This window comes from Enterobacter cloacae complex sp. P38RS (genome assembly GCF_014930775.1).
Lineage (GTDB): Bacteria > Pseudomonadota > Gammaproteobacteria > Enterobacterales > Enterobacteriaceae > Enterobacter > Enterobacter bugandensis.
The window spans coordinates 18022-31738 of sequence record NZ_JADBRS010000022.1 but is presented as its reverse complement, the minus strand read 5'-3'; the positions used below and the strand labels follow the sequence as shown (position 1 = coordinate 31738).

The 13717-nt window shown below is 57.8% G+C and carries 13 protein-coding genes; 8 read left to right on the top strand and 5 right to left on the bottom strand.

Annotated elements, in window-relative coordinates; genetic code table 11:
• Positions 1-28: 28 nt before the first annotated feature.
• Positions 29-925, bottom strand: coding sequence for an EamA family transporter RarD (gene rarD, locus IM303_RS20825; protein WP_048959726.1), 897 nt, complete (start codon positions 923-925; stop codon positions 29-31).
• A 51-nt stretch (positions 926-976) separates the two neighbouring features.
• Positions 977-1444 carry an acyl-CoA thioesterase YigI gene (gene yigI, locus IM303_RS20820; protein ID WP_028014789.1) on the bottom strand — a complete coding sequence of 156 codons (468 nt, stop codon included), beginning with the start codon at positions 1442-1444 and terminating at the stop codon, positions 977-979.
• Between the two features lie 162 nt (positions 1445-1606).
• On the opposite strand from yigI, the gene pldA reads away from it, so the two are divergent.
• The 3 genes from pldA (at position 1607) to rhtC (ending at position 5078) form a co-directional block, all read left to right on the top strand.
• Positions 1607-2476: a phospholipase A gene (gene pldA, locus IM303_RS20815; RefSeq protein WP_047362648.1), complete on the top strand. Its 870-nt coding sequence runs from the start codon at positions 1607-1609 to the stop codon at positions 2474-2476.
• Positions 2477-2566: 90 nt separating this feature from the next.
• On the top strand, positions 2567-4396 hold the full coding sequence (gene recQ / locus IM303_RS20810) for an ATP-dependent DNA helicase RecQ (RefSeq protein ID WP_193360225.1): 1830 nt from the start codon (positions 2567-2569) through the stop codon (positions 4394-4396).
• A 61-nt stretch (positions 4397-4457) separates the two neighbouring features.
• Positions 4458-5078 (top strand): threonine export protein RhtC, encoded by a 621-nt coding sequence (gene rhtC / locus IM303_RS20805; RefSeq protein WP_010426287.1) that lies wholly within the window; start codon positions 4458-4460, stop codon positions 5076-5078.
• Here the strand turns inward: rhtC and rhtB are convergent.
• Positions 5075-5695 carry a homoserine/homoserine lactone efflux protein gene (gene rhtB, locus IM303_RS20800; RefSeq protein ID WP_028014786.1) on the bottom strand — a complete coding sequence of 207 codons (621 nt, stop codon included), beginning with the start codon at positions 5693-5695 and terminating at the stop codon, positions 5075-5077. The two genes, rhtC and rhtB, sit on opposite strands and share 4 nt — an antisense overlap.
• Before the next feature lie 111 nt (positions 5696-5806).
• Between rhtB and pldB the strand changes: the two genes are divergently transcribed.
• The 3 genes from pldB to IM303_RS20785 all read left to right on the top strand — a co-directional run bounded on the left by pldB (position 5807) and on the right by IM303_RS20785 (position 8607).
• Positions 5807-6799 carry a lysophospholipase L2 gene (gene pldB / locus IM303_RS20795; RefSeq protein ID WP_041911835.1) on the top strand — a complete coding sequence of 331 codons (993 nt, stop codon included), beginning with the start codon at positions 5807-5809 and terminating at the stop codon, positions 6797-6799.
• 25 nt (positions 6800-6824) lie between these two features.
• Entirely contained in the window at positions 6825-7625 is an 801-nt protein-coding gene (gene yigL, locus IM303_RS20790) for a sugar/pyridoxal phosphate phosphatase YigL (RefSeq protein ID WP_028014784.1), read from the top strand.
• An 82-nt stretch (positions 7626-7707) separates the two neighbouring features.
• Positions 7708-8607: a carboxylate/amino acid/amine transporter gene (locus IM303_RS20785; protein WP_032644934.1), complete on the top strand. Its 900-nt coding sequence runs from the start codon at positions 7708-7710 to the stop codon at positions 8605-8607.
• Here IM303_RS20785 and metR read toward each other — a convergent pair.
• Entirely contained in the window at positions 8495-9448 is a 954-nt protein-coding gene (gene metR, locus IM303_RS20780) for an HTH-type transcriptional regulator MetR (RefSeq protein ID WP_028014783.1), read from the bottom strand. The genes IM303_RS20785 and metR overlap by 113 nt on opposite strands.
• 115 nt (positions 9449-9563) lie before the next feature.
• Here metR and metE point away from each other — a divergent pair, with 115 nt between their 5' ends.
• Complete coding sequence (gene metE / locus IM303_RS20775; RefSeq protein ID WP_193360224.1) at positions 9564-11825, top strand: 5-methyltetrahydropteroyltriglutamate--homocysteine S-methyltransferase; 2262 nt, start codon at positions 9564-9566, stop codon at positions 11823-11825.
• A 43-nt stretch (positions 11826-11868) separates the two neighbouring features.
• Here the strand turns inward: metE and IM303_RS20770 are convergent, their stop codons facing one another.
• Positions 11869-12675, bottom strand: coding sequence for a dienelactone hydrolase family protein (locus IM303_RS20770; RefSeq protein ID WP_193360223.1), 807 nt, complete (start codon positions 12673-12675; stop codon positions 11869-11871).
• A 255-nt stretch (positions 12676-12930) separates the two neighbouring features.
• Here IM303_RS20770 and udp point away from each other — a divergent pair, with 255 nt between their 5' ends.
• Entirely contained in the window at positions 12931-13692 is a 762-nt protein-coding gene (gene udp, locus IM303_RS20765) for a uridine phosphorylase (protein ID WP_003860792.1), read from the top strand.
• The last annotated feature ends 25 nt before the right edge of the window (positions 13693-13717 follow it).

The window sequence follows — 13717 nt, the reverse complement described above, 5'->3', positions numbered from 1 at the left end:
CGCTGCGCTTACCCGCCCTACAAAACACCTACATTCCTCTGCGGGTTCTGCGCTGGGTATAAATCGCATCGGCGACGAAAATCGCCAGCGCCACCCAGATAAAGGCAAAGGTCACCATCTTATCCGCACCCGGCACTTCGCCGTAAAACACCACCGCCAGCAGGAACATCAGCGTCGGGCCAATGTACTGGAAGAAGCCCAGCGTGGAGAGGCGCAGGCGCGTTGCCGCACCGGTGAAGCACAGCAGCGGAATGGTGGTCACTACGCCCGCCGCCATCAGCATCAGGTTCAGCGACCACGGGTTGCTGCCCATATGGCTTGTGGCGCTGTCGGCGATACCGAACAGATAGATCGCCGCCACCGGCAGCAGCCACAGGGTTTCAAACAGCATCCCGGTTTGCGCTTCCACCGCGATTTTCTTACGTACCAGGCCGTAAAAAGCAAAGCTGAACGCCAGACCGAGGGCGATAACCGGCAGCGAGCCAAACGTCCACAGCTGCACCAGTACGCCGCAGAAGGCCAGAATCACCGCCACCCACTGCATCCGGCGGAAGCGTTCGCCGAGGAAAATCATCCCCAGCACGATATTCACCAGCGGGTTAATGAAGTACCCCAGGCTCGCTTCGAGCATGTGGTGGTTATTCACCGCCCAGATAAACAGCAGCCAGTTGCCGCCAATCAGCACCGCAGAAAGCGCCAGCAGGAAGACCTTTTTAGGGGTTTGCAGCAGCGTTTTAACGCCGGACCACTGACGGCTGATGCTCATCAGCGCGATCATGAAGAAGAACGACCAGATGACGCGGTGAGTGAGGATCTCGTCGGCCGGAACATAGGCGATAAATTTGAAGTACGCCGGGGCGATACCCCAAATAAAATAAGCGGCAAGGGCGAGTAAAACGCCCTGCCGCGTCTGTTTAGCATCCATCGGGAAAATCCGTGACAAAAAAGTGAATCAATTTTACCCGAATTTGCCGCCTCAACCCACCATATAAGTGGCGGTTGCGCTGGCAATATAAACCTGCTCCTCGTTATGCAGCTCAACGCGGGCAACGGCAACTTTGTTCCCGGCACGCAGCAGGCTGCTGGTGCAGGTAAAGCGGTTTCCGCGCCCCGGGCGAAGATAGTCGACGCGTAAATCAATGGTGCCCATGCGCGCCAGACGCTGGCGGAGTTCATCTTCGTTGATGGTGTCATGGCGCGTCAGCGTACTGCCCACGCAGACCAGGCCTGCCGCCACGTCCAGCGCGGAGGCAATCACCCCGCCGTGCAGAATACTTTGCGCCCAGTTACCCACCATCATCGGCTGGTTGTTGAAACTCAGCTGGGCAAACTCTTTCTCATAACGCTCCAGCTCAAGACCCAGTGCACGGTTAAACGGCATGTGGTAAACAAAAATCTCGCCCACGAGTTTTAACACTTCTTCGGCGGTAAGCATGGCTGACATGAGGCATTACATCCTTATTGTTAATGAAATGTTGATTTTATGCTTCAGCAATAAGGAATTCCACTTTCAGAAACGAGGATGCAGCAGTTATCGCAGAAGTCTGTAGAATGTTCGCCTCATAACTATTCAGGTAATTTTACTCTTTGCAGGAGAACACCACCGATGCGGACGTATCTGGCCTGGTTACTGGCGGCGGTTGCGCTGCCCCTCACAGCATATGCGCAGGAAGCGACGATTAAAGAAGTCCATGATAAACCTGCCGTTAAGGGCAGCATTATCGCCAATATGCTGCAGGAGCATGACAATCCGTTCACGCTCTACCCGTATGACACGAACTACGTGATTTATACCCAAACCAGCGATCTCAACAAAGAAGCGATAAGCTCCTATAACTGGTCTGATAATGCGCGTAAGGATGAGGTGAAGTTCCAGCTTAGCCTCGCGTTCCCGTTCTGGCGCGGTATTCTGGGGCCAAACTCGGTGCTCGGCGCGTCTTATACGCAGAAATCCTGGTGGCAGCTCTCCAACAGCGGCGAATCTTCACCGTTCCGTGAAACCAACTATGAGCCGCAGCTTTTCCTCGGCTTCGCAACGGATTATGAATTTGCTGGCTGGACGCTGCGCGACGTCGAAGTGGGCTTTAACCATGATTCTAACGGACGTTCCGATCCAACCTCCCGTAGCTGGAACCGCGCCTATACGCGCCTGATGGCGCAGAACGGTAACTGGATGGTGGAAGTGAAGCCGTGGTATGTGCTCGGCAGCACCGATGACAACCCGGATATCACCAAATATATGGGCTACTACCAGCTCAAAGTTGGCTACCAGTTAGGTGAAGCCGTGCTGAGCGCGAAGGGGCAGTACAACTGGAACACCGGCTACGGCGGTGCGGAGCTCGGTCTGAGCTACCCGGTGACGAAGCACGTGCGTCTCTATACCCAGGTGTATAGCGGCTACGGCGAGTCGCTGATCGACTACAACTTCAATCAGACTCGCGTTGGCGTGGGCGTAATGCTGAACGATATTCTCTAAGCTGCTCGAATGTTTTTGCGTTAAACGTTGAAGTTTCTCTCTCAGGCGCTGAAAATAGCGCCTGTTTTATTTTTCGCAAATGGGGTTAACGTGGCGCAGGCGGAAGTATTGAATCAGGAGTCGCTGGCTAAACAGGTTTTGCATGAAACCTTTGGCTACCAGCAGTTCCGCCCTGGCCAGGAAACCATCATTGAAGCGGTGCTGGAAGGCCGAGACTGCCTGGTGGTGATGCCGACCGGCGGCGGTAAATCCCTCTGTTATCAGGTGCCCGCGCTGGTGCTGAACGGCCTGACGGTCGTGGTATCCCCGCTCATTTCCCTGATGAAAGACCAGGTTGACCAGCTGCTCGCCAACGGCGTGGCGGCGGCCTGTCTTAACTCGACCCAAACCCGGGAGCAGCAGCAAGAGGTGATGGCCGGGTGCCGTACCGGGCAGATCCGCCTGCTGTATATCGCGCCAGAGCGCCTGATGCTGGATAACTTCCTCGACCATCTCGCGCACTGGAACCCGGTCCTGCTGGCGGTGGATGAAGCGCACTGTATCTCCCAGTGGGGACACGATTTCCGTCCGGAATACGCCGCCCTCGGCCAGCTGCGTCAGCGCTTCTCTGAACTGCCGTTTATGGCGCTTACCGCCACGGCGGATGACACCACGCGCCTGGATATCGTTCGCCTGCTGGGGCTGAACGACCCGTATATTCAGGTCAGCAGCTTCGACCGCCCGAACATCCGCTACATGCTGATGGAAAAATTCAAGCCGCTGGACCAGCTCCTGCGCTACGTTCAGGAGCAGCGCGGCAAGTCCGGTATCATCTACTGCAACAGCCGTGCGAAGGTGGAAGACACCGCCGCGCGTCTGCAAAACCGTGGCTTTAGCGCCGCCGCATATCACGCCGGGCTGGAGAACCACATCCGCGCCGACGTGCAGGAGAAATTCCAGCGCGACGACCTGCAAATCGTGGTCGCGACGGTGGCGTTCGGGATGGGCATCAACAAGCCGAACGTGCGCTTTGTGGTGCATTTCGACATTCCACGCAATATCGAATCCTACTATCAGGAGACCGGCCGCGCCGGCCGTGACGGCCTGCCTGCGGAAGCGATGCTGTTTTACGATCCGGCCGATATGGCGTGGCTGCGCCGCTGTCTGGAAGAGAAGCCGCAGGGACAACTCCAGGACATTGAGCGCCACAAGCTCAACGCGATGGGTGCCTTCGCTGAAGCGCAAACCTGCCGCCGTCTGGTGCTGCTCAACTACTTTGGTGAAGGGCGACAGGAGCCGTGCGGCAACTGCGACATCTGCCTCGATCCGCCAAAGCAGTACGATGGCCTGATGGACGCGCGCAAAGCGCTCTCGACCATTTACCGCGTGAATCAACGCTTCGGGATGGGCTACGTGGTGGAAGTACTGCGCGGTGCCAATAACCAGCGTATCCGCGACATGGGCCACGACAAGCTGCCGGTTTACGGCATCGGTAAAGATCAGAGCCACGAGCACTGGGTCAGCATTATTCGTCAGCTGATCCACCTCGGCTTTGCCACACAGAACATTGCCCAGCACTCCGCGCTACAGCTGACCGAAGCAGCGCGTCCGGTGCTGCGCGGTGATGTTGAGCTCAAGCTCGCCGTGCCGCGCGTGGTTGCCCTCAAGCCGCGCGTGATGCAGAAATCCTACGGCGGTAACTATGACCGCAAGCTGTTTGCCAAGCTTCGCAAGCTGCGTAAAGCTATCGCTGACGAAGAGAACATCCCGCCATACGTGGTGTTCAACGACGCGACGCTGATTGAGATGGCGGAACAGATGCCGCTCAGCGCCAGCGAGATGCTCAGCGTCAACGGCGTCGGCACGCGCAAGCTGGAGCGCTTTGGTAAAGAGTTTATGGCGCTTATCCGCTCTCACGCCGATGGTGATGATGAGGAGTAGTCAGACGGGCGAAAAAGTGCCAGGATGATGACTCACTGAATTATTTCCCCGCGAGCTAATTATGTTAATGCTATTTCTCACCGTGGCGTTAGTGCACATCGTTGCGCTGATGAGCCCTGGACCAGACTTTTTCTTCGTGTCGCAAACTGCCGTCAGCCGCTCCCGCAAAGAAGCGATGATGGGCGTGCTCGGTATTACCATGGGCGTTATGGTCTGGGCGGCGGTCGCGCTGCTCGGTCTGAACCTGATCCTGGCGAAGATGGCGTGGCTGCATAACATCATTATGGTTGGCGGCGGGCTGTACCTGTGCTGGATGGGCTACCAGATGCTGCGCGGGGCGCTGAAGAAAGAAGAGAAAAAACCGGAAGAGCCAAAGGTAGAGCTGGCAACGGGCGGCCGCAGCTTTGTAAAAGGGCTCCTGACTAACCTGGCAAACCCGAAAGCGATTATCTATTTCGGATCCGTGTTCTCGCTGTTTGTGGGTGACAGCGTCGGCGCAGGCGCGCGCTGGGGGATCTTCCTGCTGATCGTTGTTGAGACGTTCGCCTGGTTCACTATTGTTGCCAGCCTGTTCGCCTTACCGGCGATGCGCCGCGGCTATCAGCGCATCGCGAAGTGGATCGACGGCTTTGCCGGCGCGCTGTTCGCCGGCTTCGGCATTCATCTCATCATTTCTCGCTAAGCATGACGCGCTGACGCAAGCAGCGCGCCAACCAGCATAAACAGCGAACCAAAGACTTTATTCAGGGCCTTCATCTGCTTAGGCCCTTTAATCCACGCCGCTATCCGCTGCGCCAGCGTCGCGTAACCAATCATCACGATGATATCGACGATGATGGTGGTCGCTCCCAGCACCACGTACTGCATCACCTGGGGCTGATGTGGCACGATAAATTGCGGGAACAGCGCGGCGAGGAACACAATGCTTTTCGGGTTCGTCAGGTTCACGAACACCGCGCGCTTAAACAGATGGCCGCGCGTTTGCGTCCTGGAGAGCGTATTCAGGTCAATCGAGCCTGCCGCGCGCCACTGCTGGATACCGAGCCAAATCAGATACGCCGCACCGGCCCACTTCAGCACTTCAAACGCCAGCACCGAACGAGAGAACAGCGTCCCCAGACCAATCCCCACCAGCACAATATGAATGCCGAGCCCGGTCTGTAAACCGGCAATGGACGCCGCCGCACCGCGATAGCCGTGGTTGATGGAAGTGGTCATAGTGTTAATGGCGCCAGAGCCGGGTGAAAGGCTAAGGATGATTGATGTCAGCAGGTAGGCGAACCACCACTCGAAGGTCATTTGAAGCTCCCGAACCGTCTATTTTTATGCCACAATACGCTATTGTTGAGTCATTTTGTGACCAGTGACGAAAAAAAACGATATTCCCTGGATTACGTGAGTGGAAACCCAATGTTTCAGCAGAAAAAGGACTGGGAAACACGAGAAAACGCGTTTGCTGCTTTCTCAATGGGGCCGCTGACCGATTTCTGGCGGCAGCGTGAGGAAGACGAGTTTACGGGCGTCGGTGGCATCCCGGTGCGCTTCGTTCGCTTCCGCAATGAAAAAAATGACCGGGTGATCGTGGTCTGCCCCGGGCGTATCGAAAGCTACGTTAAATATGCCGAACTGGCCTACGATCTGGTCAACATGGGGTTTGACGTGCTGATCATCGACCACCGTGGACAGGGGCTGTCCGGGCGCATGCTGCCGGATACGCACCGCGGGCATGTGGATCACTTCAGCGATTATGTCGACGATTTTGCCGCGTTCTGGCAGCAGGAAGTTCAGCCCGGCCCCTGGCGCAAGCGGTACATCCTTGCGCACTCCATGGGCGGCGCCATTTCGACGCTGTTTTTGCAGCGGTATGAGCACCAGTGCGACGCCATTGCGCTCACCGCGCCGATGTACGGTATTGTCATTCGTTTTCCCGACTGGATGGTGCGCCATCTTCTCGACTGGGCTGAGGGCCATCAGCGCATTCGTGAAGGCTATGCCATCGGAACCGGACGCTGGCGCGCATTGCCGTTCGCCATCAACGTCTTAACCCACAGTCGGCAGCGCTATCGCCGCAACCTGCGCTTTTATGCCGATGAACCGCGCTTGCGCGTCGGCGGCCCAACCTGGCACTGGGTGCGTGAGGGTATTCTGGCCGGTGAGCAGGTGTTGGCAGGCGTAGGTGATGATGACACGCCGACGCTTCTGATTCAGGCGGAAGAAGAGCGTGTGGTGGATAACCGCATGCATGACCGCTATTGTGAACTGCGCGCTGCCGCCGGTCACCCTTGTGAAGGGGGTAAACCGCTGGTCATCAACGGCGCGTACCATGAGATCCTTTTTGAAAAGGACGCTATGCGCTCAGTCGCGCTTAACGCCATCGTCGAGTTTTTCGACCGGCATAACTGATTTTCTATTGAGGTTAAATTTTCCTATGTACCAGGTTGTTGCATCTGATTTAGATGGCACGCTGCTTTCCCCCGACCACACCCTGTCGCCTTATGCGAAAGAGACCTTAAAGCTTCTGACCGCCCGTGGCGTGAACTTTGTGTTCGCTACCGGCCGCCACCACGTGGACGTGGGGCAGATCCGCGATAATCTGGAGATCAAGTCGTACATGATCACCTCCAACGGTGCGCGCGTGCATGATACCGACGGCAACCTGATCTTCACCCATAACCTGGATCGCGATATTGCCGCCGATCTCTTCGGCGTGGTGCATAACAATCCGGCTATCGTCACCAACGTATACCGTGACGACGAATGGTTCATGAACCGCCACCGCCCGGATGAAATGCGTTTCTTCAAGGAAGCGGTATTCAACTACTCCCTGTATGAGCCGGGCCTGCTGGATCCAGAGGGGATCAGCAAGGTGTTCTTCACCTGCGACAGCCACGAAGAGCTGCTGCCGCTTGAGCAGGCGATCAACGCCCGCTGGGGCGATCGCGTCAACGTGAGCTTCTCTACCCTGACCTGTCTGGAAGTGATGGCGGGCGGCGTTTCTAAAGGTCACGCGCTCGAAGCGGTTGCGAAACGTCTGGGCTTCGCGCTTAAAGACTGTATCGCCTTTGGCGACGGCATGAACGACGCCGAGATGCTCTCTATGGCGGGCAAAGGCTGCATCATGGAAAACGCGCACCAGCGTCTGAAGGATCTGCATCCGGAGCTGGAAGTCATCGGCACCAACGCAGACAACGCGGTACCGAAATACCTGCGCAAACTGTTCCTTGAATAATCTTCATTCGGTTGTTTATTGTTCAGTTGTCAACTAAAGAGTTCGCTACAATGCCTGTCCTTCTTTCTGAGAGACAAGCATTGTGGCGCTACTCATTATCACCACTATCCTGTGGGCCTTCTCCTTTAGCCTGATTGGCGAATACCTTGCCGGTTCGGTCGACAGTTACTTCTCGGTGCTGATGCGCGTGGGGCTGGCGGCGCTGGTGTTCCTGCCGTTCCTGCGCACGCGCGGGCAATCGCTGAAAACCATTCTGCTGTACATGCTGGTGGGGGCGATGCAGCTTGGCATCATGTATCTGTTCAGCTTCCGGGCTTACGTCTACCTGTCCGTCTCCGAATTCCTGCTCTTTACCGTGCTGACGCCGCTCTATATCACGCTGATTTACGATCTGCTCAGCAGGCGCCGCCTGCGCTGGGGATATCTGCTAAGCGCCGCGCTGGCGGTTATTGGCGCGGCGATCATTCGCTACGACAAAGTGAGCGATCACTTCTGGACAGGGCTGATGTTCGTCCAGCTTGCCAACATCAGCTTTGCCATTGGTATGGTGGGCTACAAACGCCTGATGGAAACCCGCCCGATGCCGCAGCACAACGCGTTTGCGTGGTTCTATATGGGCGCGGCGATCGTCGCGGTGGCGGCGTGGTTTATGCTCGGCAACCCGCAAAAGCTGCCGACCACCACCGTGCAGTGGAGCGTTCTGGTCTGGCTGGGCGTGGTGGCATCGGGGCTGGGGTACTTTATGTGGAACTACGGCGCTACGCAGGTAGACGCCGGTACGCTGGGGATCATGAACAACGTGCACGTCCCGGCGGGGCTGCTGGTGAACCTTGCCATCTGGCAGGAACAGCCGCACTGGCCGAGCTTCCTTATTGGGGGGGCGGTGATCCTGGCTTCACTGTGGGTCCATCGCCGCTGGGTCGCTCCGCGCTCCGCACAAACGGAAGATGGTCGCACGCGTGGTTCCGCGCTGAGCGAATAAACGCCTCCGTAACCGGCTGACGCTGCTCGCCATCGCGCACGGCGGCGTACAGCCGGCTCCACAGTCCTTCCCCCAGGGTTTTGGTGACCACCAGACCCTGGCGTTCAAAGCTCTCCACCACCCAGTGCGGCAGCGCCGCGATACCCATGCTGGCCGCCACCATCTGGATCAGCAGCAGGGTGTTATCCACGCTTTTCAGCTGCGGGCTGATGCCTGCCGGCTGCAGGAAATGACGCCAGATATCCAGGCGGCTGCGCTGAACCGGGTAAATCAGCAGCGTTTCTGTCGCCAGATCTTCCGGCGTAATGCGCGTTTTGGCCGCCAGCGGATGGTCCGGCGCCAGCACCAGACGCACCTCAAAATCAAACATCGGCGAATAGTGCAGGCCGCTGCGCGGCAGGATGTCGGACGTCATCACCAGATCCAGCTCGCCCTGCTGGAGCGAGGGCTGCGGGTCGAACGTCACGCCGGATTTAAAGTCCATTTCCACTTGCGGCCACTTCTGGCGGAAGTTCTCAAGCGCAGGGGTCAGCCACTGAATACAGCTGTGGCACTCAATGGCGATCCGCAGTTTGGTCTGCTGCGGCTCGTTACACGCCTGCAGCGCGCTGGCGATCTGCGGCAGTACCTGATTCGCCAGTTGAAGAAGAATTTCACCCTGCGGCGTAAAGCGCAAAGGCTGGCTCTTACGCACAAATAGACGAAATCCGAGGCGTTGTTCCAGATCGCTGAACTGGTGAGAAAGGGCGGACTGGGTCTGGTGCAGCGTGGCCGCCGCCGCCGCGAGCGAACCGCAGTTCCGCAACGCTTGTAGCGTTTTCAGGTGTTTAATCTCGATCATGAAAGTCCTTCACTCCGCCATGAACATTTTGCGCTTGAGGAATATACAGTACCTGCCAATTATAGATGTGTAAACATCTGGACGTCTAAATAACAAATTTCACAAGGGGCATACCATGACAATCCGCACTCACACTCTCGGTTTTCCTCGCGTTGGCCTGCGTCGCGAGCTGAAAAAAGCGCAAGAAAGCTACTGGGCGGGCAACGCCTCCCTTGAAGAACTGCTGGCGGTGGGGCGGGAGCTGCGCGCCCGTCACTGGGATCAGCAAAAACAGGCGGGTATTGACCTGCTGCCGGTGGGCGATTTCGCCTGGTACGACCATGTTCTGACGACCAGCCTGCTGCTGGGCAACGTGCCGGCTCGTCATCAGAACAAAGATGGATCGGTGGATATCGACACCCTGTTCCGCATCGGCCGTGGCCGCGCGCCAACGGGTGAGCCAGCGGCAGCGGCGGAAATGACCAAGTGGTTTAACACCAACTATCACTATATGGTGCCGGAGTTCGTCAAAGGTCAGCAGTTTACGCTGACCTGGACGCAGCTTCTGGACGAAGTGGATGAAGCGCTGGCGCTGGGCCACCAGGTGAAGCCCGTATTGCTGGGGCCGGTAACCTACCTGTGGCTGGGTAAAGTGAAGGGCGAACAATTTGACCGCCTCAGCCTGCTGAACGATATTCTGCCGGTGTATAAGCAGGTGCTGATTGAGCTGGGCAAGCGCGGCATTCAGTGGGTGCAAATCGACGAACCCGCGCTGGTGCTGGAGCTGCCGCAGGAGTGGCTCGATGCCTTTAAACCGGCGTATGACGCGCTCACCGGCCAGGTGAAGCTGCTGCTGACCACCTATTTCGAGGGCGTGACGCCGAACCTCGACACTATCACCGCGCTGCCGGTTCAGGGCCTGCACGTTGACCTGGTTCACGGTAAGGACGATGTCGCAGAGCTGCACAAGCGCCTGCCTGAGGAGTGGTTGCTCTCCGCCGGTCTGGTCAACGGCCGTAACGTCTGGCGCGCCGATCTGACCGAGAAATACGCCCAAATTAAAGACATCGTCGGCAAACGTGAGCTATGGGTGGCTTCATCCTGCTCGCTGCTGCACAGTCCGATCGATCTGAGCGTGGAGACCCGTCTCGACCCTGAAGTGAAAAGCTGGTTTGCCTTCGCCCTGCAAAAATGTGAAGAGCTGGCACTGCTGCGCGACGCGCTCAACAGCGGCGACACGGCGGCGATTACCGACTGGAGCGCACCGATTCAGGCGCGTCGTCACTCGGCTCGCGTGCACAACCCGGCGGTAGAAAAACGTCTGGCGGCCATCACCGCCCGGGACAGCCAGCGTCAGAGCCCGTACGAGGTACGTGCCGAAGCCCAGCGCGCCCGCTTCAATCTTCCCGCGTGGCCGACCACGACCATCGGTTCATTCCCGCAAACTACCGAGATCCGCGGCCTGCGTCTGGACTTCAAAAAGGGCAATCTGGACGCGAATCATTACCGCACCGGCATTGCGGAACACATCAAGCAGGCGATTATCGAGCAGGAACGCCTCGGGCTGGACGTGCTGGTGCACGGCGAAGCCGAGCGTAACGACATGGTCGAATACTTCGGTGAACACCTGGACGGCTTCGTCTTTACCCAGAATGGCTGGGTGCAGAGCTACGGCTCCCGCTGCGTGAAGCCGCCGGTGGTCATTGGGGACGTCAGCCGCCCGGAACCGATCACGGTGGAGTGGGCGAAGTACGCCCAGTCCCTGACCGACAAGCCGGTAAAAGGCATGCTGACCGGCCCGGTGACCATTCTCTGCTGGTCGTTCCCGCGCGAAGACGTGACCCGTGAAACCATCGCCAAACAGATCGCGCTGGCGCTGCGTGATGAAGTGGCGGATCTGGAGGCGGCGGGGATTGGCATCATCCAGATTGACGAACCGGCGCTGCGCGAAGGTTTGCCGCTGCGCCGCAGCGACTGGGATGCTTACCTGCAGTGGGGCGTGGAAGCGTTCCGCATCAACGCCGCAGTGGCGAAGGACGACACCCAGATCCACACCCATATGTGTTACTGCGAATTTAATGACATCATGGATTCGATTGCCGCGCTGGATGCAGACGTGATCACCATCGAGACCTCGCGTTCAGACATGGAGCTGCTGGAGTCGTTTGAAGAGTTCGACTACCCGAACGAAATTGGGCCGGGCGTATATGACATTCACTCCCCGAACGTGCCGAGCGTGGAGTGGATTGAAGCGCTGCTGAGGAAAGCTGCCCAGCGTATCCCGGCAGAACGCCTGTGGGTAAACCCGGACTGCGGCCTGAAAACCCGCGGCTGGCCGGAGACGCGTGCGGCGCTCGCCAACATGGTGAAGGCGGCGCAGAACTTACGTCAGGCTTGATGACGCGCAGGCCCGGTAAGGCGCAGTCGCCACCGGGCTTTTTTTATGCTTTCTTCCCACCGTACTGGCTAAACCATGCCAGCATTCTCTGCCAGCCATCTTTCGCGGATTCCGCGTGATAGCTCGGACGATAATCGGCATTAAACGCGTGTCCGGCATCGGGATACACCACGATTTCGGCCTTCGCGTTCGCCGCCCGCAGCGCGTGGCGCATCGTCTCGACGGTATCAAGCGGAATGCCGGTATCCTGGCCACCATATAGCCCTAACACCGGGGCATTGAGATCGGTAGCGATATCAACCGGATGCTTCGGTGAGTTCAGCGTCTTTTCGCCCACCAGTTTGCCGTACCAGGCAATGGCGGCTTTCAGCTGCGGGTTATGCGCGGCATACAGCCAGCTAATGCGTCCACCCCAGCAGAAACCGGTGACCATTAAGCGGTGCGGGTCGCCGCCGTTGCGCGCCGCCCAGCTGGCGACGTGGTCGAGGTCTGCCAGCACCTGCGCGTCCGGCACTTTGCTGACCAGGTTGCTGAACAGCGTCGGGATATCACTGTAGTCATTCGGATCGCCCTGACGGAAGTAGAGCTCTGGCGCAACGGCCAGATAACCCTCCAGCGCCAGGCGGCGGCAGAGGTCGCGAATATGTTCGTGAACGCCGAAAATCTCCTGAACCACAATCACGATGGGCAGCGGGCCGTCTGCTGACTTTGGCCGCGCGTGATATGCAGGCATATTTTCCCCCTGAGAGGGGATGGAGGTCTCGCCTGCCGTAATGGCCTCTTCTGAGGTTGAGACGATAGTTGAAGCATGCGGAGCCGCAGCAGGTGCAAATCCGGTTTTTTCAGTCATGGCATTCTCCGTACCAATGAGTTAGCGCAAAGGTAAATATAGACACCAGGTTAACAACTCACAGTGCCTTAAACGGTCTATCTTTTGTGCAGCACCCGACGATATAACTTGTTAATGTGATGTGAGTCACCTTTTGATGGAAATTCAATGCAATCATTTTCATTCATGGTGAGATGTGTCACGAAATTATGCTTACCGCTTCTGTAAAGTACCGTTTTACTTCTTCTGACTAACCGACCCACAGAGGAGTCACCTATGTCTAAGTCTGATGTTTTTCATCTCGGCCTCACTAAAAATGATTTACAAGGGGCTACGCTCGCTATCGTCCCTGGCGACCCAGAGCGTGTGGAAAAGATCGCCGCGCTGATGGATAAGCCGGTCAAGCTGGCTGCCCATCGTGAATTCACCACCTGGCGCGCAGAGCTGGATGGCAAAGCGGTGATTGTGTGCTCTACCGGTATCGGTGGCCCGTCTACCTCTATTGCCGTGGAAGAGCTGGCGCAGCTGGGCATTCGTACTTTCCTGCGTATCGGCACCACCGGCGCGATTCAGCCGCACATTAACGTCGGCGACGTGCTGGTGACGACCGCATCCGTGCGTCTGGACGGCGCAAGCCTGCACTTTGCACCGATGGAATTCCCGGCAGTGGCTGACTTCGAGTGCACCACCGCGCTGGTTGAAGCGGCGAAATCCGTGGGCGCAACCACTCACGTGGGCGTAACTGCCTCTTCTGATACCTTCTATCCGGGCCAGGAGCGTTACGACACCTTCTCAGGCCGCGTAGTGAGCCGCTTCAAAGGCTCAATGGAAGAGTGGCAATCCATGGGCGTGATGAACTACGAGATGGAATCCGCAACGCTGCTGACCATGTGCGCAAGCCAGGGTCTGCGTGCCGGTATGGTGGCGGGCGTTATCGTCAACCGCACCCAGCAGGAGATCCCGAACGCCGAAACCATGAAGCAGACAGAAAGTCACGCGGTAAAAATCGTGGTTGAAGCGGCTCGCCGCCTGATCTAGTCCTCCTCTCTGAGATAAAAGGCCG

Coding starts and splice junctions, on each gene's coding strand:
- pldA (WP_047362648.1), top strand. CDS start 1,607: ATGCGGACGTATCTGGCCTGGTTACTGGCGGCGGTTGCGCTGCCCCTC.
- udp (WP_003860792.1), top strand. CDS start 12,931: ATGTCTAAGTCTGATGTTTTTCATCTCGGCCTCACTAAAAATGATTTA.
- IM303_RS20770 (WP_193360223.1), bottom strand. CDS start 12,675: ATGACTGAAAAAACCGGATTTGCACCTGCTGCGGCTCCGCATGCTTCA.
- metE (WP_193360224.1), top strand. CDS start 9,564: ATGACAATCCGCACTCACACTCTCGGTTTTCCTCGCGTTGGCCTGCGT.
- rhtC (WP_010426287.1), top strand. CDS start 4,458: ATGTTAATGCTATTTCTCACCGTGGCGTTAGTGCACATCGTTGCGCTG.
- metR (WP_028014783.1), bottom strand. CDS start 9,448: ATGATCGAGATTAAACACCTGAAAACGCTACAAGCGTTGCGGAACTGC.
- rhtB (WP_028014786.1), bottom strand. CDS start 5,695: ATGACCTTCGAGTGGTGGTTCGCCTACCTGCTGACATCAATCATCCTT.
- pldB (WP_041911835.1), top strand. CDS start 5,807: ATGTTTCAGCAGAAAAAGGACTGGGAAACACGAGAAAACGCGTTTGCT.
- yigI (WP_028014789.1), bottom strand. CDS start 1,444: ATGTCAGCCATGCTTACCGCCGAAGAAGTGTTAAAACTCGTGGGCGAG.
- yigL (WP_028014784.1), top strand. CDS start 6,825: ATGTACCAGGTTGTTGCATCTGATTTAGATGGCACGCTGCTTTCCCCC.
- rarD (WP_048959726.1), bottom strand. CDS start 925: ATGGATGCTAAACAGACGCGGCAGGGCGTTTTACTCGCCCTTGCCGCT.